The sequence below is a fragment of the Streptococcus mitis genome (genome assembly GCF_002096755.1).
Taxonomy (GTDB): domain Bacteria; phylum Bacillota; class Bacilli; order Lactobacillales; family Streptococcaceae; genus Streptococcus; species Streptococcus mitis_AC.
Window position 1 is genome coordinate 46,255 of the sequence record NZ_NCVF01000015.1, and the last position, 20,753, is coordinate 67,007.

Below are 20,753 nucleotides of genomic sequence, written 5' to 3' on the forward strand. Positions count from 1 at the left end.
TATTTTACTGTATTTTTTATTTATATTCAACTGATTAGACTTAAATTTTTACAAAAAAAAGTATTTCGCGAAAGTAGACAATTTTATGACATCTGCGCAATGTATTTTTATACATGTTATTGCAAGTTATTTGATAGATGGACCCATCGTTGGAATTAACCTATTTGTTGTAAAAAATAATACTATTAATCACAGCAAAACTCTCCGTTTGAAAGTTACTTATAAAAACATGTTTAGTTCAATTCAGACATATTAATTTTAGTATTGATTACACTACTAAATTCAGCTAACTAAAAAACTATCTACTTTCATATCTGCTAATTTCCCTGTCATTCTGACAGATAATGGTGAAGACTTTGCCAGGGTTGATGACATCGAAATGGATGTTCGAGGAGAGAGTAGACTCTTCTTTTGTGACCCTAATCGCTCTGACCAGAAAGGCAGAATTGAGAAAAATCACACGCTGATTCGAGATATTCTACCAAAGGGAACTTCTTTTGACAACTTAACTCAAGAGGACATCAATCTCGTTTGTTCGCATGTCAACAGTGTCAAACCCGCTGCTTTGAATGGAAAGTCAGCCCATGAACTCCTTGCTTTTACTTACGGAGAAGAGATTCCTAAGCTTCTTGGTATTTCGAAAATACCTGCAGAAGAAATCTGTCAGTCGTCTACATTACTCCAACATAAGTTCTAAAAATTAACCTTCAACCCCATTCAAACGTCTCACACTAACTTCCACCATAGCGGAACTTAATCTGAAACACTTTCAGATGAGGAGATTTTGTGCGCTCTTCCATGTTCTTTGAGTATTAAATTTCCACTTGATTCCCTGAACCAAGCCACTGTTTTCTAATTCAGCCATAATAGTTATGACCTCAACAATATCAACTTCCATTTCACGTATTAAAAATGAAATGACAATATAGCGTGGTGATTGTAATTCTGTTATTATTTTCCCTCCTGAAAATAAAAAAAGTCTGGGACAATAGTCTCAGACTCCTTTTTTCTTATAGTCTATTTCCGACATTAATCCGGTTAATGGCACGTTGCAAAGCAATCTTAGCACGACGTTCTTGGTCAATCAAGTGTTTGTCTTGTGCTTCTTCAATTTCACGCTCTGCTCGAAGTTTGGCACGTTCTGCACGACTGATATCGATATCTCGAGCACGTTCTGCAGAGTCAGCAACGATTGTGATGGTATCATTGGCAATTTCAATAACGCCTCCGTTTACTGCAATCCAGTTCACGTGTTCTTCATCATCAATACGTTTTACCTTTACTTCATCAACTGCTAAAACCGCAATCATATTTTCATGTCGTGGCAAGATCCCCATCTCACCATCCAGAGTTCGAACCGATACATAGCTGGCATGGTGATCATAGACGAGACCATCTGGTGTCACGATCTGGACAGTTAACTGAGCCATAGATCACCTCTTAAAATCCCATTTTTTCAGCTTTTGCAATTACATCTTCGATAGAACCTACACCACGGAAGGCATCTTCTGGCAAGTGGTCATGTTTACCATCAAGGATTTCCTTAAAGCCACGTACAGTTTCAGCAACTGGAACATAAGAACCAGGCTGACCAGTAAATTGTTCCGCAACGTTGAAGTTTTGTGACAAGAAGAACTGGATACGACGGGCACGAGCAACCAAAGTCTTTTCTTCATCAGAAAGCTCATCCATACCAAGGATAGCAATGATATCTTGCAACTCATGGTAACGTTGAAGGACACGTTTTACTTCAGCAGCAACTGCATAGTGCTCTTCTCCAACGATTTCAGGTGCCAAGGCACGTGAGCTTGAAGCAAGTGGATCAACGGCTGGGTAGATACCCAATTGTACCAACTTACGTTCCAAGTTGGTTGTTGAATCCAAGTGAGCGAAAGCTGTTGCTGGCGCTGGGTCAGTATAGTCATCCGCTGGCACATAGATAGCCTGGATAGAGGTTACAGACCCCTTCTTGGTTGATGTGATACGCTCTTGCAATTGACCCATTTCCGTAGCAAGTGTTGGTTGGTAACCAACGGCTGATGGCATACGACCCAAAAGGGCAGATACTTCTGAACCAGCCTGAGTGAAACGGAAGATATTATCGATAAAGAGAAGCACGTCTTGGCCTTCTACATCACGGAAGTATTCAGCGATTGTCAAACCAGTAAGGGCAACACGCATACGTGCTCCAGGTGGCTCATTCATCTGACCAAATACCATGGCTGTTTTCTCGATAACGCCTGATTCTTTCATTTCCCAGTAAAGGTCGTTCCCTTCACGAGTACGTTCCCCAACACCGGTAAATACTGAAATACCACCGTGTTCTTGGGCAATGTTGTGAATCAATTCTTGAATTAAGACGGTTTTACCAACTCCGGCACCACCGAAAAGTCCAACTTTACCACCTTTAAGGTAAGGGGCAAGAAGGTCGATAACCTTAATCCCTGTTTCAAGGATTTCAGAAGAGGTAGACAACTCATCAAAAGTTGGAGCTTTTTTATGAATTGGCTGACGCTCTGCATCTTCTGTAAAAGGAGCTTCCAAGTCAATGGTATCTCCCAAAACATTGAAGACACGTCCCAAAGTTTCTTTACCTACTGGCACAGAGATTGGACGACCTGTGTCCAATACTTCCATTCCACGAGTCAAACCATCTGTTGATTCCATGGCGATAGTACGGACCATACCATCTCCCAACTCCAAGGCTACTTCAAGGACGATTTTTGTTTTTCTTTCGTCATTTTTGTAGACGACAAGTGCATTGTTAATCTCAGGAAGTTCTTCCCCTGCTGCAAACAAGACGTCTACAACGGGACCGATAACCTGAGCAATTTTACCTGAACTCATCTCCTTCTCCTATTCTATATAAGATACTGTCGGTTCCTAGCTCAACTAGGTCCTAAGTTCATTTTCATACGAGCTGGACTAGTGCCTATTCTAAGGCACTAGCTCCTGCTACGATTTCTGTAATTTCTTGTGTAATCGCCGCCTGTCTGGCACGGTTATACTGAATTGTCAAATCATTAATGACTTTCTTAGCATTATCTGTCGCTGTTTGCATGGCTGTCATACCCGCAGCATTTTCAGCTGTCTTAGCATCGATAATAGCACCATAAATCATACTTTCTGCAAACTGAGGCAACAACTGCTCCAAAATTTCTTCTCGGCTAGTTTCCAATTCAAAGGTCAAGCTGTAACTGTCATCCGCTTCATTTGGATCCAAGTCAACAATTGGAAGCATTTGCTCCACACGCATTTGACTGGTTAGCGTATTGACATGGTGGTTATAGCAGACATAGAGTTCATCAAAAAGCTCATTTTGATACATTTCAACAGTTTTTGAAATAATCTTACGAACTTCATCAAAGCTAGGCTGATCCGCCAAGCCACGTAATTCATAAAGTGGTTGAATACCGCGAGCCTTAAAGAAATCAGCTCCCATTCCACCAATACAGATCATTTCAAAACCTTTACCGTCTGGATGGTATTCTTCTTTCAACTCCATAACGGCTTTCAGAATAGAAGAATTATAACCTCCAACCAAACCGCGGTCTGAAGTGATGACGATATAGCCTGTCTTCTTCACAGGACGGCTAATCAACATCGGATTGGTTGAACCACCAGCTCCATTACCATGGAGGATATCTGTCAAGAGTTTGCGGACTTTCTGAGCGTAAACTTGGAAGTTGCGAGCAGCTTCTTCAGAGCGACCAAGCTTAGCAGCTGATACCATTTGCATAGCATTAGTGATTTGACTCGTATTTTTTGTTGAGGCGATTTTTGTTTTAATATCATTTAGAGATACTGCCATCTGACACCTCTATTCTTATTGGAAGCTGGTTTGATTGAGAAACTCTGTAATCGCAGCATCCAAGACTGCTTCTTCTGGCAAGTCTTTTGTATCACGAATGGTTTCCAAAATCTCTGGATGTTGAGCATCAAAGAAGGCATGGAACTCTTCCTCGAAACGAACAATGTCATCTACTGGAACAGTATCCAAGAAACCGTGTGTCAAAGCATAGAGAATGGTTACTTGTTTCTCAACAGGCAATGGTTTGTGAACAGGTTGTTTCAAGACTTCAACTGTACGACGTCCACGGTTCAACTTAGCCTGTGTTGCTGCGTCCAAGTCAGAACCAAACTTAGTGAAGGCTTCCAACTCACGGTATGAAGCAAGGTCGATACGAAGTGTACCAGCAACCTTTTTCATTGCTTTGATTTGTGCAGAACCACCTACACGAGATACAGATGAACCCGCATCGATAGCTGGACGAATACCTGCATTGAAAAGACCATCACCAAGGAAGATTTGTCCATCAGTGATAGAAATCACGTTGGTTGCGATATAGGCAGAGATATCTCCTGCTTGTGTCTCGATAAATGGTAGGGCTGTAATTGATCCACCACCAAGTTCATCAGAAACTTTAGCTGAGCGCTCAAGCAAACGGCTGTGAAGGTAGAAAACATCCCCTGGGAAAGCTTCACGACCTGGAGGACGACGAAGCAAGAGAGACAGTTCACGATAAGCTACCGCTTGTTTTGATAAATCATCATAAACGATCAAAACATGTTTCCCTTGGTACATAAATTCTTCCGCCATGGCAACCCCAGCATAAGGAGCTAGGAAAAGCAATGGAGATGGTTGTGAAGCAGAGGCAGTCACAACGATTGTGTAGTCCAAGGCACCGTACTGACGTAGTGTTTCTACTTGCGTACGAACTGTTGATTCTTTTTGTCCAATCGCAACATAGATACAGATCATATCTTGACCTTTTTGGTTCAAGATTGTATCAATTGCAATGGTTGTTTTCCCTGTCTGACGGTCACCGATAATCAACTCACGTTGACCACGACCAATCGGTACAAGGGCGTCGATAGCTTTCAAACCAGTTTGCAATGGTTCTGATACAGACTTACGTTGCATAACACCAGGAGCTGGCGCTTCTACTGGACGAGTTTTATCAGTGTGGATTTCTCCAAGACCATCAACTGGACGACCAAGCGGATCCACAACACGTCCAATCAGACTTTCACCTACTGGGACTTCCATGATTTTCCCTGTACGGCGGATTGTATCGCCTTCACGGATATCTGTAAAGTCACCTAGGATGATAATACCAACATCTGTTGACTCCAAGTTTTGAGCCATACCATAAGAGCCGTTTTCAAAAATCAACAACTCTCCACTCATGGCATTTTCAAGGCCATGAGCACGCGCGATACCGTCCCCGATATAGGTTACAACACCTGTTTCAGTCACATCAAAATTGGGTTTGAAATTTTCAATTTGTTGCTTAATTAAAGCGCTGATTTCTTGTGCGTTAATTGCCAAAAGAACACCACTTTCTATTTCAAATTTTCTTTAACAACTTTAAGTTGTTGTTTAATACTCACATCAATTGTCTTGTGATTGGCAAAAATGACAAAACCACCAATAAGACTTTCATCGATTTGTTCTTTTACACTCCTTACTTTGAGAGACATTTTTTTCTCAATCAAAGGGAGCAAGCGACTCTTCTGTTCATCTGTTAAAGGATGAGATGACGTAATCGTCACTTCAAATCGATTTGTTTCTTTTTCAAGTCGGTTCAAGCAATCTACAAGAATATCATAAAAAAGATTTGCTCTGTGATTGTAGATAAGAACCTGGATAAAGTTTTGCAATAAAGATGACACTGAATCTTGGAAGAACGTAATCGTTTTTTCCTTGTCAGACTCGTCTACTGCCACTTTTTTTAAAAAAGAAGGTAAGCCTGTTTCTTCAGCAACTTGCTTGATTCGAGCTAAGTCTGAAAAGATACGGTCTTCTTCTCCTTTTTCTAAAACCAATTGGACAAAAGGCATGCTGTATTTTTCAATTACCTTTACTGTTTTCTTGTCCATTAAGCTTCTCCTAACTGATCGATATACTGATCAATGAGTTCTTTATGGGCATGACCGTCAAGGTTTTGTGAGATGATTTTACCAGCCAAGCTGATTGTCAAATCTGCTACCTCACCCTTAACACTTTGTAAAGCTTCAGCTTTATTTTGAGCAATTTCTTGGTTCGCTTTTTCTTTCAAGCGTCCTGCTTCTAGCTTAGCATCTGCTAAAATACTAGCTTTGCTTTTCTCAGCTGTTTCTTTCGCATTCTCAATGATTGTCTTAGCTTCTTTACGGCTACCAGCCAATTCATCTTCGCGTTTTTGAGCCAATACTTCTGCTTTTTGACGTGCTTGTTCAGCTCCGTCAATATCTGCTGCAATTTTTTCTGCTCTTTGTTCGAAAATGCTAGTCAAATTTGACCAAGCGTATTTCTTAACCAAGACTAGCAAGAGAATAAAGGAACCAGCGATTAGTATAAAATCACCAAGTAATTCACCTACTGTTACATTCATAAACTACTCCTTTCTATTCTTCATCATTAATTTTATTTCCTAGGTACATTGAAGATAACAATGTAAATACATATGCTTGTACACAAGAAATAAAAACAGAAAATGCAGTCCAGATTAGATTTGTTCCAAAAGCAATAGGATACCAATAGAAGGCCTGATGAGAAAGTAGGACTAACATACTTGCCATCACTTCCCCTGCAAAGATATTACCAAAGACCCGCAATGCAAGTGAAAGGAGATTGGTAACTTCTTCTAAGAGATTCATTGGTGTCATAAAACCTGGTGTTACAAATGCTTTTAAATACTTTTTGATTCCACGACGACGAATTCCTTCTACGTGGGTCATTAAGATAATTGTAAAAGACAAGACCAAGTCAAATGACAAATTTGCTGTTGGTGAGGTCCAAAGATTTACACCATCTGTAGTCTGAATTCTAGCCATTAAGCCAATATTATTTGCAATGGCCATAAATAGGAATAAACAGAAATAAAAGAGAGAATAATCCTTTATCATTGGACCAAGGTTTGATTTTGTAAATCCAACAACAAAATCAAATAAATACTCTAATACATTTTGTTTTCCTGTGGGTCTCAAAGTCATATTTCGAGTTGCCCAATAAATAAAGCCAAAAATAAGTGCTACAGTCAACAAAGTCAAAACTACTATGGTTAAATTAAAGGTAACAGGACCAATATTGATGGTTGGATTAATACTTTCTTCCATCTAAAATCCTCCCTTTTTCAATTTATACTTCTTTTATTTGATGATAAATGAAAAGACAAGAGTAACGAAGAAAGTACCTTCAATAAAGGCAACCCCTAGGATCATCAAACTACGTAGTTCTGAGATGATATCTGGTTGGCGAGCAACTGATTTCAACAAACCGTTCATCAACATACCTTCACCAAGAGATACACCCATACAGGCAAGACATAGACCGAAAAATGTTAAATTCATGACGAATTCTCCTTTTAATTAAAATTTACTTACTTAGTTTAGTCCTAAAAATTGGATTTGTCAACTTTTTACTAACATTGAAAGCGTTTAATGAAAATTATTTACAATTTTACTATTTTTAAGTCTATTATATAGAAAATTTTGGAAAAAACTTGTAATAAATCCGTCTATTATCTAGGTCTTTCTGAAAAATAATGAAAAAATCCGAGATGAAATCTCGGATGGAAATTAATATATTTTTTTAACCTAATGTTCTTTTAGTAAATAGGATTAAAGGGAAAGCAACTAGAAAGCTTTCGTCCCCTACATATTTATTAAGCACGAACTGTGACGCTGGTTCCATCTTCCTTATAAAGATTGATGAGACCTTCTTTGAGAGCTCGAACCATATCTCCAGCTTGAACAGGTTGTGGAACCTTGATAGTCAATAGTTCCATTGGATTTGGAGCGCGATCGATCTTATTTCCTTTAGCATCATGCAAATCTTCAATATACGTTTCAAAATGACGGAAACCTGGGCCGTAAAACTCTACTTGGTCTCCTTCATTAATCACGTTCCGTTGGCGAATGGTTGCCGTTTGGGTCGCTTCATCATACGCTACCACTTCAGCGACAAACTTGTATTCAGGAATTTTACGACGAGCGCCAAATAACTGTTCATTTTCAGATGGTGTACCGTAGTAGAAACCTGTTGCCAATTCACGTTGGGCAACTTTCCACATCTCGTCCACCAAGTCTTGTTTGATGGCTTCAAATTTTTCTGGACTTTCTAGATAAGCATCAACAGCCGCCTTGTAGCAGTTGGTTACTGTTGATACGTAGTGAATAGACTTCATACGTCCTTCGATTTTTAGACTGTCCACACCATTTTCAATCATATCTGGGATGTGGTCAATCATAGACATATCAACGGCTGACATTGAAAATTCTTCAGGAATTTCACCCTTCAAGCTCTTGCGTTCTTGACCAAATGGCATATCGTAAAGGTCGTACTTCCAACGGCAAGACTGAGAACATCCACCACGGTTGGCATCACGCATACTCATGTGGTTAGAAAGGGTACAACGACCAGAGTAAGAAATACACATGGCTCCGTGGACAAAGGCTTCAATCTCAACATCTGTACGTTTGCGGATTTCAGCTAATTCTTCCATTGAAACCTCACGCGCCAAAACAACACGAGTTAAGCCCAGTTCCTTCCAAAACTCAAGAGTTTCATAGTTAGTCGCACTGGCTTGAGTTGAAAGGTGAATTTCAAGGCCTGGTGCTTCAGTCGCTGCAATCATAATCAAGGCTGGGTCAGACACGATAACTGCCGCGATTCCGATATCACGTAGTTTACGGAACCACTCACCAGCACCAGCTTCATTTCCTTCGTGCATAACCATGTTGGCAGCTACATAGACCTTAGCTCCATACTTAGCCGCAAACTGGACACCTTCTTCCATCTGTTCAAAGGTAAAGTTTCCGGCACGGCTACGAAGACCATAGGCCTGACCACCGATAAAGACAGCATCTGCTCCATACTGAACAGCTACCTTTAGCTTCTCTAAAGTCCCTGCAGGTGATAAAACCTCAGGACGTTTTAATGTTTTTGTCATGTTTTCTCCTATTTGCAATATAAAAGTTTGACGTTTTTCCTTCTCATTTTATAGTAAATAAGTGATAAAATCAAGCCTAGACAGATTGTTTTGACAATTCTAATCTTTTAATACTCTTCGAAAATCTCTGCAAACCACGTCAGCTTCCATCTGCAATCTCAAAACAGTATTTTGAGAAACCTGCGTCTAGCTTTCTAGTTTGCTCTTTGATTTTCATTGAGTATATGATTTGCATAATGACTGATAAACTGTCGAAAATTAACCCAGTTTTAACAAGTAGCCAAAAAGTCTAGAAAAGTAAAAACCAGTATCCAAAGATACTGGCTAATTACACTACATAAATTAGTCCTTAGATGACTACTCCCACTCTACTGTTGCAGGTGGTTTACTTGTAATGTCGTAGACGATACGGTTAACGTGGTCCACTTCGTTTACGATACGTACTGAGATTTTTTGAAGCACTTCCCAAGGAATCTTAGCAAAATCAGCAGTCATACCATCGATAGAGGTGATAGCACGGATTGCAATCGTGTAGTCATATGTACGACCGTCACCCATAACACCAACTGAACGAACGCCTGTATTAACTGTGAAGTATTGCCAGATATCGCGATCAAGACCAGCTTTAGCAATTTCTTCACGAAGGATAGCGTCTGACTCACGAACTGTTTCAAGTTTTTCTTCAGTAATTTCTCCCATGACACGGATAGCAAGTCCTGGTCCTGGGAATGGTTGGCGCCATACGATATGGTCTGGCATACCAAGCTCTGTACCAAGGGCACGAACTTCATCTTTATAGAGAGTGTTGAGTGGTTCGATCAATTCAAATTGCATGTCTTCTGGAAGACCACCCACGTTGTGGTGTGACTTGATAGTTTGAGCTGTATCCGTACCAGACTCGATAACGTCTGTGTATAAGGTACCTTGAGCAAGGAATTTCACATCTTTGAGCTTGCTTGCTTCATCATCAAAGACATACACAAATTCGTTACCGATGATTTTACGTTTTTGTTCTGGGTCAGAAACGCCAGCAAGTTTATCAAGGAAACGTTTAGCAGCGTCTGCTTTGACGATATTCAAACCAAACTTACCACCAAGCATTTCCATAACTTGGTCCGCTTCTCCTTTACGAAGAAGACCGTGGTCTACGAAGATACAGATCAATTGATCGCCAATAGCCTTTTGGAGAAGAACTCCAACGACAGATGAGTCAACCCCACCTGAAAGGCCAAGAAGGACACGTTTATCACCGACGGTTTCACGTATTTTTTGGATCTGCATATCAATGAAGTTATCCATTGACCAGTCGCCTTTAGCTTTACAGATGTTAAGAGCAAAGTTACGAAGGATATCATTTCCGTACACAGAATGACGAACTTCTGGGTGGAATTGGATACCGTAAATGTGTTTATCTGGGTTTTCAATGGCTGCATAAGGGCAGTCAGCTGATGTTCCAGTACGAACAAAGTCAGAAGGAATCTCAGTAACCGCATCACCATGGCTCATCAAAACAGTCTGCTCGTCTGGTGTTGATTCAAAAAGAGCTGATGGTGTGTGTGTAAGAGTTGATTGACCGTATTCACGATTTCCAGCATCACCTGCAGGGACAACTTTTCCTCCAAGTTTATGGGTCAATAACTGCATACCGTAACAAATTCCCAAAATAGGAATTCCGAGTTCGAAGATTTCTGGGTCAATATCGAATGAACCATCTTCGTATACAGAGTTTGGACCACCTGATAGGATAATTCCTACAGGATTGATTTCACGAACTTCAGCAGCTGAAATTTTATGGCTCTTTAGTTCTGAAAAAACACCAATCTCACGGATACGGCGTGAAATCAGCTGGTTGTATTGGCTACCATAGTCCAATACGATGATTTTTTCTACATCTTTCAAATCAGTTGAAATGTTGCTCATCTTTTTCCTTTCTCAAAAGAAATATCTTTTTTCAATATTCTATCACAAATAAGGGCGAATTACCAACTAAACAAGGCGAAGTTTGACTTTTTCTAGTTTATTGGGGTACAATAGAGAAAAGATAGAAATGAAGTGAAAAATATGCTACCCGCTTATATGAAAATCCATGATCAGATTAAAAAGGATATTGACGAACATCGTTGGGCTATTGGTGAGAGACTTCCCAGTGAAAGAGATTTAGCAGAGCAGTTTGAGGTCAGTCGCATGACCCTCCGACAAGCTATTTCCCTCTTGGTCGAAGAAGGAGTTTTAGAGCGCCGTGTAGGAAGTGGCACCTTTGTATCCAGTACACGTGTACAAGAAAAGATGAGAGGGACAACCAGTTTTACTGAAATTGTTAAGTCCCAAGGTAAAGTACCCTCTAGCCAACTCATTTCCTACAGAAAAACCATTCCCAATGAACAGGAAGTTGCCAAGCTAGGAATTTCTCCTACCGAAAATATTATCCGAATGGAACGGGTTCGCTATGCCGACCAAGTTCCTCTGGTTTATGAAGTTGCTTCTATTCCTGAAAAATTCATTAAGGACTTTAAAAAAGAAGAAATCACCAGTCATTTCTTCCAAACCTTGCAAAAACACGGCTACCGTATAGGCAAATCTCAACAGACTATTTATGCTCGCCTTGCTAAAGAAAAGATTGCCCACTATTTGGAAGTTGAAAAAGGACATGCTATTCTTGGTTTGACTCAGGTTTCCTACCTAGAAGATGGTACTGCTTTTGAATACGTAAAAAGTCAGTATGTAGGCGAACGCTTTGAATTTTATCTTGAAAATAATTAGATTACTAGGCAAAAACTCTCTGTCACGGACAAAGAGTCTTTTTTATTTCTCTAAGAGTAAATCTTTCAAAGAAATCAGAGTTACAGCAAACAATATCATTGCCATGCCAAGAAAATCAATAGGATAAAATTGTTCATTCATAATTAGGAAGGCAAAGAAAACCGCCGAGATTGGCTCAATTGAAGCCAACAAACTTGACTTAACTGGTCCAATCAGACTGGCTCCTTTTAAGAAGGCTGTATAGGCAAAGACAGTCCCGATAAGGATAATGCCCGCAAAAGCAAGGAGAAAATCAAGACTAGTCGGTATATTGGCCTGTAGAACCCCTGTAAAAGGAAGGGCGACCAAACCAGCTATGACCATTCCCACACCAATGACCAAACTGCTACCCCACTTCTTAATCAAGGTTATGGGCAAAATGATATACAGGGCGTAAGTCAGAGCAGAAAAGAGGCCCCAGAACAGACCTGCAGGTGTCATAGATAACTGGTCCAACTGCCCATGTGTTGCGATCAGGAAGGTTCCTCCGATGGCTAATATGATAGAAACAATCTCTCCCAGTGTCGGCGCCACCTTATCCTTGATACAGCTATAAATTAAAATCCCAACAGGACAAACATACTGAAGCACCGTCGCGGTTCCTGCATTGGTCTCCTGAATAGCAGTTAGATAGGCGAATTGATTGAGGAAGAGGCCAATTAGAGCAAAAATGAGAAGAGACAGCAAACTCTTTCTATCCTTTAAAAAGGCCAGCATTTTATCCTTTGCAGTAGCATAAGCCAAGAGCATGAGAATTCCACCAGCGATTAAAAGACGCAAGTTGGTCAAAACCAGGGCCGAAATTCCGTGCGCCATCAGGTATTGGCCACTCGTTCCTGACAAGCCCCAAGCAATCCCAGCCACAACTGTTAATAGAGTCCCTTTTAAACTGTTTGACATGTCTCTCCTTACTCTTCTTTGCGAATCAAGTCCATCACTTGATTGCGGTCTACAATCCATTGAGCCCTCTCATCCTTTTCATAGGTACGATTCGATAGGAAAATAGCCGCTTCTTGCTTCTGGCGATTCCACATGATAAAGGTACCTGTATAGCCCGTATGGTCTAGCCAATCTCCTTCCAAATTCCAGGCCAAAGAACGTTCCTTGTCATCCAAAGGAGAAAAATTTTGACTCAAATCTCTTGCAAAATCATCTGATAAATAGTGTTCTAAAAAGATTTGTAGATCCTTTACAGTCGAAAATAAACCAGCACTACCAGCATGTCTGCCCAGGAGACGAGCCTTGGGATCATGTACCACACCAGCCTCTACATCTCTAACTGTCGGAACAGCAAGCTCAACAGGTCCAAATTGGGTTTCCGTCATTCTCCAAGGATTCCAAACTTGTTCTTGTAAAATCACATCCAAATCTTGATTAAAAATTATTTCCGAAATAAAGCCCAAAAGCAAAAAATGGACATCCGAATACAGAAAGGCTGGCTGACTTCGTCTCTTGAGATGAAACATCGCTTCCTTTAATTCTGAGGCTGTTAAAAGATCACGATTGGGAATAAACGGATCAAGGTCTGTAGCGTGAGTTAAGAGCTGGCGAATAGTGATGTCTGGATAATCACTCTCAGCTAAAAAATCTGTTACCGGTCTGTCAATATCTAGTTGACCTTTTTCCCACAAAAAAGTAAAAACTGTGCCAACCCCAACAACCTTGCTGACACTAGCTAGATCATAAACTAGTCCTGCCTCAGTCTGCAAGCCATGTTCTGGGTCACTCTGGCCTAAATAGAACTCCGTCCATTGATTGTCCTTAAAATACGCAAAAGAGGCTCCAGGATAAATCCCTGCCTCGATTTGTTCTTCTATTTTTTTAATAATCTTGGTCCACTTCATACTTTTTCAAACCACAATTCAACATTATTTCTATCTTTACCAAGGAAGAATTTTTCAGACTTAGGAATAAAATATTCTGTAGACTCAAACTTCTTACGAAGACTTGCTATGTCTAATTCATTGACCAAGAACTTGAGCATAGATAAGTCCCAAGTAACCGTATTGTCCACAGTCAAATCCTGCCCCTGTGCTGGGATAAAATCAAGTGACGCCCCAATTTCAGATAGTTCCAAGAAACTATCTACATCCGTTGGGAGGTGTAATTCCATAGAAATTTCAAATTTACTTAAAGAAATTGACTCCAGATCTGTTTGAAATTCTGGCTTTTCTCCTACTTCTACTAGACTTGCTCTGTCATCTTCCGCATGAATCAAAATCAAATCATCTTCGGGTGAAAAAATCTCAAAAGCGTAGCCATTTTTACCTTTATATAATTGATGAATCGAATCTGTTTTAGCTAATAAGGCCTCGATTTCTAAGGGATTTTCTACCTTGACAATCAATCTAGCTAGTTTTTTTCTTCCCTCTACCTTACGAGTGCGCATACTTGGAGCTTCTTCTAAAACCAGCTTTTCTAAACCTGTTTGATCACCTAGTGACAGAAAGGCTGACTCTTCTAATAAGGCCTTCATGCCAAGGGTTCCTATATAAAATGTTTCATTTAATTTTCTATTATTAACTTTTAAAGTAGGAATAATCCGTACAATCTGATTTACATTCATAAACTCCTCCAACTCTTTTATTTTAAAGGATTTTAGAATTTTTTACAAGAAATTATGCTCAGATTTACCTTTTTTTCGTAAAATTTCATCTAAAAAACCGAGGATTTCCTCGGTTTCAATTTCTTATAGGTAAAGGAATTTGAAAATAGCTACTGCCGCAATTGCTGCTGCGATCGGTGCTACTACTGGTACCCAAGAGTACCACCATTTTGAATCGCCTTTGTGCTCACCAAGAACTGATTTTGGAAGGAAAGCATGAAGGAGACGTGGTCCCAAGTCACGAGCAGGGTTCAAGGCAGGTCCTGTAGGTCCACCAAGTGATGTTACCAAGGCCATAACAAGGAATCCAAGTGCTAAGTGAGCTACTGAAAGTCCTGAAGCAGTATGTGGTGCTACTTGGGCTTTGATTGCTAAATCAGAAAAGTCAACATTTTGACCTGCTTGACTAGCCATTTGTTTCATGTATTGAAGCACTTCAGAACCAAAGAAGTTTTTAGTCAATCCAAGGGCTGCAAAGAAAAGAACAAATGATCCAACAAACTCATTTACAAAACCATTAACAGTTGCTGCAAAGCGTGATTCTTTTGTACCTTGATCCAAACTTGAGATTGTTGAGAAAGTACCCAGGATATTGTTTGGATTTTCAGTTTTCAAGTAGTATGGGCGGTGTGTTGCCACAACCAAGGCTTGACCAAAGATAGCACCCAAAACTTGTGCAAGGATATAAGGCGCTACTTGCGCCCAAGGGAAGAGACCGCTGATTGCAAGTCCAAGAGTGAAGGCTGGGTTGATGTGGTTACCTGATACGTTACCAAACATCAAAGCTGGAATCATAACCCCCATACCGTAACCAACAGCTATAACGAGCCAGCCACTTTGGTGACCTTTCGTACCTTTAAGTTCAACGTTAGCAACTGCACCATTACCAAGAATGATCAAAATAGCAGTTCCCAAAAATTCAGTGGCATATTTAATTGCCCATGTGAAATCCATTTGATAGATTCTCCTTAAAATTTTTTAGACAATCCTTATTCTATCAATTTTTATATCTTTTAGCAACTACTTTTCCGAAAGATTATATAAGAAAGCGGTTTTATTTCTTATAAAAAACAAAAGGATTAAGGAGGTGCATTTCCTTAATCCGAGAGTTCTTATTCTTGACGTTGTCCGAAATCTGCAATCATCTGCTCCATTTCTTGTCGACTCGGAGTTGTCAGCATATAAAGGTAATCTCCTTGAAGTTCCGCAAAGGCTGCTGGCATGATTTTTTTAACCTTGAACTGCTGACTATATTTGGCAAGCAAATCCTCTTCTGAATAGACATAATGAGCATTTGCACGGCGAGAAGTAGCCAAACAATACTGAGGGGCAAACTCTGATGCAGGAAACTCTTCTCCCGCAACAATAGCTGCATAACCACGATAGAGGTCCAAAGAGTGAGCAAAGTTATAAACATCAATTGTAAAACCACCTGCAGGACGGTTATTGTACTCAATGGCAATGTAATCGTCCCCTTCGCGGAAGAACTCGATATGGAAGAACCGTTCTTTCATACCAAATTCTTTGACGATAGCCTCACCATATTTACGTAATTTGGGATCCATATCCTTAAGAACATAGTAGGAATTGTCCATCTTATACATCATGAGATCAAGCGGTGTATAGGCGTAGTCAAAGGTTGTTGAAAAGACAATCTTACCATCCTTGTCCACAAGCCCATCAAAGGTACAGATTTCGCTGGAAGTGACAAATTTTTCAAAGAAATAAACAGTTGAATGATCCCATTCGGCCTTGAAGTGATTGATATCGTCTTCAGTCTCAAGTTTAAAGGTTGCGGCTGCCCCAACTCCATTATCAGGTTTGGCAATCATTGGAAGACCGATTTCTTTCACTGCTTGATCCACATCTGCTTCCGTCTTAATAACAGCTCCAGGGACTACAGGGACACCAGCTTTTTTGAAGAGTTTCTTCATTTCAGACTTATATTTTGTCTTTTTGAGATCCTCTGGTTTGGCACCAAAGACATTGAATTGTTCTCTGAGTGCTGCGTCCAGCTCAAGCCAGTATTCATTATGAGATTCGATGCGATCAATTGGGCCATGCTTATAAAAGAGAAAAGCAACTGCACGTTTGACTTCGTCTGTGTTCTCAAGATTATCAACACGGAAATATTCTGTCAGGCTATTACGTAAAGGTTCATCCAATTGCTCGTAAGGCTCTTGACCAATTCCCAAGACGGTAATACCTTTATTGGCTAGTTCGATGGTAAACTGTTGAAAGTTTTGTGGATAGTAGGGAGAAATAACAAGGTAATTCATAGGTCACTCCTTTTATAAATAGAGATTGCCGAGGAAATAAGGCATTTGTTTGCGCCACCATTCCCAGTCGTGGGCGACATCGTGTCCCCATTCAGCAAACCAGGCTGGAATTTGTTTCTGGTCAAAGGCTTCTTTAAGCTTGTAGAAAGATGGTAGACCGTCTTGTTCCCAGGCTCCAAGACCCGTACACAGCACAATCTCTGCCTGACGGTAACGGTCAATAAACCAGCCGTCATTCTGATTCCAGATATAATCTACTGGCGAGTTTTGATAAATAGCATCGTCATTGTAGTAATCGCCAACAAAGAAACGTGCGTCGTAAACACCACTAAGAGCAATCACCTTGGTAAAGACATCTGGATGTTGGAGAAAAAAGTTGACTGCATGGTAGGCGCCCATCGAGCAACCTGTCGTCATCATACCATCAAACCAACCTGTCTTATGCTTGATAAAAGGAATGGCCTCATCAATCACATAGCGCTCGTAGGCACGGTGCATCTCTGCTTGGTCGTGACCATTTTTCCAAGTGGCCAACCAGCTCTCACTGTCTACACTGGATAGGGTAAAAAACTGGACACGGCCTTCCTCGATAAAGGAAGCACAAGCATCAATCATGCCAAAATCATAGTATTCATTGTGACTACCACCTGATGAAGCAAAGACCACAACTGGAATCCCAGCATGTCCATAACGATTAAGATACATTTCACGGTTAAGATTGCCACTCCAGTGGCTAAGGTTTTCAATATGCATTTGATTTCTCCTTTTCTAACTTACCATTTCTCTGCAAAAAATCTCAGACAGTCTGGTAAATTCTCCGACCAAGGGATTTCACTATGGATGGCACCAGACTGAACTTTCAAGACAAGATTATCTAAGTGCACCCCACCTGATATCAAATCATGGTAATACCGAAGAGACGAATCGATATAGGCTTGTTTGATATTACCAGCCATCAGGGTCTTGTCCGTATCATCTGCTTCTTCAGTTCCAACATAGATAAAGATACGCTGGTCAGACGATAGTTTCTTGCGTTCAATATAGCGATTAAAGGCTTCTTGATGGAGCCAGTTGGCAGATGAAAAGACCCCTAAACAGCCAATTTGGTCTTGGTATTCCAAACCGATAAACTGGGTAATATTGCCGCCTAGTGAGGAACCAATCATAGCCGTATGCTGGCGGTCAGATTTGGTACGGTAGGTCTCATCGATAAAAGGTTTGACCACCTCCATGACAAACTCGGCATACTCCACACCCTTACCACCAAACTGCTGCCCTGGGATAGGAGATTCTTGGAACTTCCAAGCCGCATACTCATTCATCCGCCCCATACCATCATTGTCAATGGCAACGACAATCATGCGACTGATGTCAGGATTACGCTTAATAGCTGGGATAATCTTCCATGAATGGCCAATGAAGGACTCTTTACTATAAAAAACATTTTGCCCGTCATGAAAGTAAACAACAGGATAGGAACGATCCGTGTCTTTCTCATAATCTTTAGGCAGAAGAACACGTACACGGCGTTCCTTACCTGTATAAGGAACCTTGAGTTTGTGTTCTTTCATTTTTAAATAAAAGTAGGATTGATTCATTGTCAGAAAACTCTCTATATTCAAAATTTTATTTTATTATATCACAATTATAGAAAAAAAGTTAGTTTTGCTTCCATTTTTGGAATTAAAAACTAACTTTTTCATTTATTTTTCTAAATTCTTCTGGATTTTCAGATTAGAGAAGATTATCAATCAAGTCATCCACTTCATCTTTTTCAGCCTGCGGTGTAATCTCAGTAATCATGATTCCAGCCACAGCTCGCTCTACTAATCCTTCAACATCCATACGAGCTTCATACTGCTCCGCATTCTTAATCTTAGGATTTGTTTTCGGACGATCTGGCGCAAAAATCGTACAGCAGTCTTCAAACGGTTGGATTGAAATGTCAAAGGTATCGATTTCCTGGGCGATGTCAATGATTTCCAACTTATCCATTGTCACAACTGGACGGATGATGGGAGTGTTGGTAACTGCATTGATAGCCTGCATGCTCTCCAAGGTTTGGCTGGCTACTTGACCTAGGCTTTCTCCATTGATGATAACTAAACCATTTCGTACCTCACGAATACGATCTGTAATACGCATCATAAAGCGACGAGTTAGAGTCATCAAGTAAGCTTCTGGCGCTTTAGCCTTGATTTCTTCTTGAATCTCTGTAAAAGGCACTTCGATAAACTGGATATTTCCCCCAAACTTGGTTAATTTACGGGTCAAATCTTGGGCTTTCTTGAGAGCGCCTGGACTAGTATAAGGTGGGCTGGCAAAGTGAACGGCCTCAATATCTACCCCACGCTTAAGAGCAAGATAACCTGCTACAGGTGAGTCAATCCCTCCTGACAACATGAGCATCCCTTTACCTGAAGTTCCAACTGGCAAACCACCAGCCCCACGAATGGTTTCATAAGAAATATAGGCTGCTTCTTCACGGATCTCCACCTGAAGATTGATGTCAGGACTTTTCATTTGAGCTTGCACATTTGGAATGGCTTCGAAAACAGCTCCTCCAAGTGTTTGGTTGAGTTCACGACTATCAAGTTCAAAGGTGTGGTCGCTACGCTTGCTAGAAATTTTAAAGGTCATGCCATCCTTGTAGATGTCCTGCATAATCTCTTGGACAGCAGACTTCAGAACTTCTACAGATTTTTCAACCTTATAAACAGGGGAAAAGTTTTGAATTCCAAATACTTGTTTGAGTGATTCTGCAACTGCCGTGTAATCTGCTCCATTCAGGTATGCATGGGCACGGTCACGATCTGCCGTTACCTTAACTTGGGGATAGATGGACAAAACGTCTGAAATATTATTGCGAAGTTTATTGATGAAACGCATACGATTTTTACCCTTGGTTGACAGCTCACCGTAGCGAATCATAATTTCTGAATATTGCATGAATGCTCCTATCTTACTTTTCTAGTTTGATTGTAAATTAATTTTAACTTGGTCAAAAACTGCTCGACCTGACTCATATCATTTTCAAGGTCTAGGCTAAGACGCACAGCTGACTGGGCCTTATCTTTATCCACTCCCATGGCAATCAAGGTGCCTGCAGGTTTCCCAGCCTTGGACGAACAAGCAGAGGTCGTTGAGATGAAAATATCATAGTCTTCAAAAGCGTGAACGATGACTTCACCACGAACACCCTTGATTCCAAAAGTCAGAATATGAGGGGCGAAGTCTTCCTCATCTGAAAAGACAAAAATATCTGGATAGTCCAGAAGTGCTTGACGAATCACTGACTTCATCTGCCCAGTCTTGCTAGTAAAGATATCTAGCTTTTCCATAGACAAGCGAAGAGCCTTGGCTGTCGCTGCAATTCCTGCCACATTTTCAGTTGTCGAACGGTAATCACGTTCCTGACCACCACCTGTTAAAAGAGGCGTAATCTTCTTGCCAGACTTGATATAGACAAAACCAACACCACGAACTCCGTGGAACTTGTGACCAGAGAAGGTCGCGAAATCCACTCGTTCTGTCAGATACTTTTCAGTCGGAATCTTAGCAAGTGCTTGAACCGCATCAACGTGGAAGGAAATAGTCGGCTTATCTGCCAACAGTTCTGAAATAGCCTCAATAGGTTGAATAGAGCCAATTTCATTGTTTACTGCCATGATAGAGATGAGGGTCGTATCAGGTCTTATCAAAGCTCCTAGCGCCTCAACATCCACAAATCCTTCCTCATCAACTGGAGCAAAATCAACTTCAAATCCTTGAGATTTCAACCAGTGGGCTGACTCTTTGACTGCCGGATGTTCAATGGCTGATACAATGATGTGCTTTCCAAACTGAGCCTTTTCAAAGGCCACACCCTTGATAACCCAGTTATCTCCTTCTGTCCCACCAGAAGTAAAGAAGATTTCATCGCTTTTCTTACCGATTAAATCTGCAATCTGTTGCCGAGAAGCATCTAAGATTCGTGTTGCCTGGTCTCCCAAACGATGGAGACTAGATGGATTTCCTAAAATTTTTGAAGCGACCTGCATATAGGTTTCAAGGGCTTCAGGATAGGGCTTGGTCGTCGCCGAATTATCAAAGTAAATCATGTTTTCTCACGCTTTCTAAAATCACTCCTTCTAT

General features: G+C 40.6%; 20 protein-coding genes and 2 pseudogenes. 2 read left to right on the forward strand and 20 right to left on the reverse strand.

All coding sequences use genetic code 11. The features are described 5' to 3' along the window. Positions 1–322: 322 nt before the first annotated feature. Positions 323–697, forward strand: a pseudogene (locus tag B7700_RS00500) (IS30 family transposase); the annotation flags it as partial. 56 nt (positions 698–753) lie between these two features. Here the strand turns inward: B7700_RS00500 and B7700_RS11160 are convergent. The 11 genes and pseudogenes from B7700_RS11160 to guaA all read right to left on the reverse strand — a co-directional run bounded on the left by B7700_RS11160 (position 754) and on the right by guaA (position 10,856). Beyond that, positions 754–955 (reverse strand): annotated as a pseudogene (locus B7700_RS11160) (hypothetical protein). Positions 956–1,010: 55 nt separating this feature from the next. Continuing rightward, positions 1,011–1,430 carry a F0F1 ATP synthase subunit epsilon gene (locus tag B7700_RS00505; protein ID WP_000068046.1) on the reverse strand — a complete coding sequence of 140 codons (420 nt, stop codon included), beginning with the start codon at positions 1,428–1,430 and terminating at the stop codon, positions 1,011–1,013. Between the two features lie 10 nt (positions 1,431–1,440). Continuing rightward, a complete protein-coding gene (gene atpD, locus B7700_RS00510; RefSeq protein WP_000094352.1) occupies positions 1,441–2,847 on the reverse strand; it encodes a F0F1 ATP synthase subunit beta in 1,407 nt (468 codons plus the stop codon). A gap of 85 nt (positions 2,848–2,932) precedes the next feature. After that, positions 2,933–3,811 carry a F0F1 ATP synthase subunit gamma gene (locus B7700_RS00515; RefSeq protein WP_000301214.1) on the reverse strand — a complete coding sequence of 293 codons (879 nt, stop codon included), beginning with the start codon at positions 3,809–3,811 and terminating at the stop codon, positions 2,933–2,935. Between the two features lie 15 nt (positions 3,812–3,826). Next, positions 3,827–5,332, reverse strand: coding sequence for a F0F1 ATP synthase subunit alpha (atpA, locus tag B7700_RS00520; RefSeq protein ID WP_000996629.1), 1,506 nt, complete (start codon positions 5,330–5,332; stop codon positions 3,827–3,829). A gap of 14 nt (positions 5,333–5,346) precedes the next feature. After that, positions 5,347–5,883: a F0F1 ATP synthase subunit delta gene (locus B7700_RS00525; protein ID WP_084886422.1), complete on the reverse strand. Its 537-nt coding sequence runs from the start codon at positions 5,881–5,883 to the stop codon at positions 5,347–5,349. Then, a complete protein-coding gene (gene atpF, locus B7700_RS00530; protein ID WP_001103468.1) occupies positions 5,883–6,377 on the reverse strand; it encodes a F0F1 ATP synthase subunit B in 495 nt (164 codons plus the stop codon). Before atpF ends, B7700_RS00525 begins: the two co-directional genes overlap by 1 nt. 13 nt (positions 6,378–6,390) lie before the next feature. Then, a complete protein-coding gene (atpB, locus tag B7700_RS00535) occupies positions 6,391–7,101 on the reverse strand; it encodes a F0F1 ATP synthase subunit A (protein WP_000392870.1) in 711 nt (236 codons plus the stop codon). 33 nt (positions 7,102–7,134) lie between these two features. Further along, entirely contained in the window at positions 7,135–7,335 is a 201-nt protein-coding gene (locus B7700_RS00540) for a F0F1 ATP synthase subunit C (RefSeq protein WP_001054560.1), read from the reverse strand. Positions 7,336–7,649: 314 nt separating this feature from the next. Beyond that, the gene (locus B7700_RS00545) at positions 7,650–8,936 is read right to left on the reverse strand and encodes a peptidase U32 family protein (protein ID WP_084886424.1); all 1,287 of its coding nucleotides are present in this window, start codon (positions 8,934–8,936) and stop codon (positions 7,650–7,652) included. Positions 8,937–9,293: 357 nt separating this feature from the next. Next, positions 9,294–10,856 (reverse strand): glutamine-hydrolyzing GMP synthase, encoded by a 1,563-nt coding sequence (gene guaA, locus B7700_RS00550; protein ID WP_084886427.1) that lies wholly within the window; start codon positions 10,854–10,856, stop codon positions 9,294–9,296. Between the two features lie 141 nt (positions 10,857–10,997). Between guaA and B7700_RS00555 the strand changes: the two genes are divergently transcribed. Beyond that, positions 10,998–11,696: a GntR family transcriptional regulator gene (locus B7700_RS00555; protein WP_000936192.1), complete on the forward strand. Its 699-nt coding sequence runs from the start codon at positions 10,998–11,000 to the stop codon at positions 11,694–11,696. A gap of 42 nt (positions 11,697–11,738) precedes the next feature. On the opposite strand, the gene B7700_RS00560 is transcribed toward B7700_RS00555, so the two are convergent. From B7700_RS00560 to B7700_RS00600, 9 genes are all read right to left on the reverse strand, one after another. Further along, on the reverse strand, positions 11,739–12,635 hold the full coding sequence (locus B7700_RS00560; RefSeq protein WP_084886430.1) for a DMT family transporter: 897 nt from the start codon (positions 12,633–12,635) through the stop codon (positions 11,739–11,741). A gap of 8 nt (positions 12,636–12,643) precedes the next feature. After that, the gene (locus B7700_RS00565) at positions 12,644–13,579 is read right to left on the reverse strand and encodes a serine hydrolase domain-containing protein (protein ID WP_084886433.1); all 936 of its coding nucleotides are present in this window, start codon (positions 13,577–13,579) and stop codon (positions 12,644–12,646) included. Then, positions 13,576–14,301, reverse strand: a complete 726-nt coding sequence (locus B7700_RS00570) for a CppA N-terminal domain-containing protein (RefSeq protein WP_033685206.1) — start codon at positions 14,299–14,301, stop codon at positions 13,576–13,578. The genes B7700_RS00565 and B7700_RS00570 overlap by 4 nt, the downstream gene beginning before the upstream one ends. A gap of 123 nt (positions 14,302–14,424) precedes the next feature. Beyond that, positions 14,425–15,294, reverse strand: coding sequence for an aquaglyceroporin Gla (gene gla / locus B7700_RS00575; RefSeq protein WP_084886436.1), 870 nt, complete (start codon positions 15,292–15,294; stop codon positions 14,425–14,427). A 158-nt stretch (positions 15,295–15,452) separates the two neighbouring features. Further along, positions 15,453–16,619 (reverse strand): ATP-grasp domain-containing protein, encoded by a 1,167-nt coding sequence (locus B7700_RS00580; protein ID WP_023946991.1) that lies wholly within the window; start codon positions 16,617–16,619, stop codon positions 15,453–15,455. 12 nt (positions 16,620–16,631) lie between these two features. Then, positions 16,632–17,372 (reverse strand): esterase family protein, encoded by a 741-nt coding sequence (locus B7700_RS00585; protein WP_033687156.1) that lies wholly within the window; start codon positions 17,370–17,372, stop codon positions 16,632–16,634. 20 nt (positions 17,373–17,392) lie between these two features. Next, positions 17,393–18,217: an alpha/beta hydrolase gene (locus B7700_RS00590; RefSeq protein ID WP_049499460.1), complete on the reverse strand. Its 825-nt coding sequence runs from the start codon at positions 18,215–18,217 to the stop codon at positions 17,393–17,395. 136 nt (positions 18,218–18,353) lie between these two features. Continuing rightward, on the reverse strand, positions 18,354–19,568 hold the full coding sequence (thiI, locus tag B7700_RS00595) for a tRNA uracil 4-sulfurtransferase ThiI (protein ID WP_084886439.1): 1,215 nt from the start codon (positions 19,566–19,568) through the stop codon (positions 18,354–18,356). 8 nt (positions 19,569–19,576) lie between these two features. After that, complete coding sequence (locus B7700_RS00600; protein ID WP_084886442.1) at positions 19,577–20,719, reverse strand: cysteine desulfurase family protein; 1,143 nt, start codon at positions 20,717–20,719, stop codon at positions 19,577–19,579. Between the last annotated feature and the right edge of the window lie 34 nt (positions 20,720–20,753).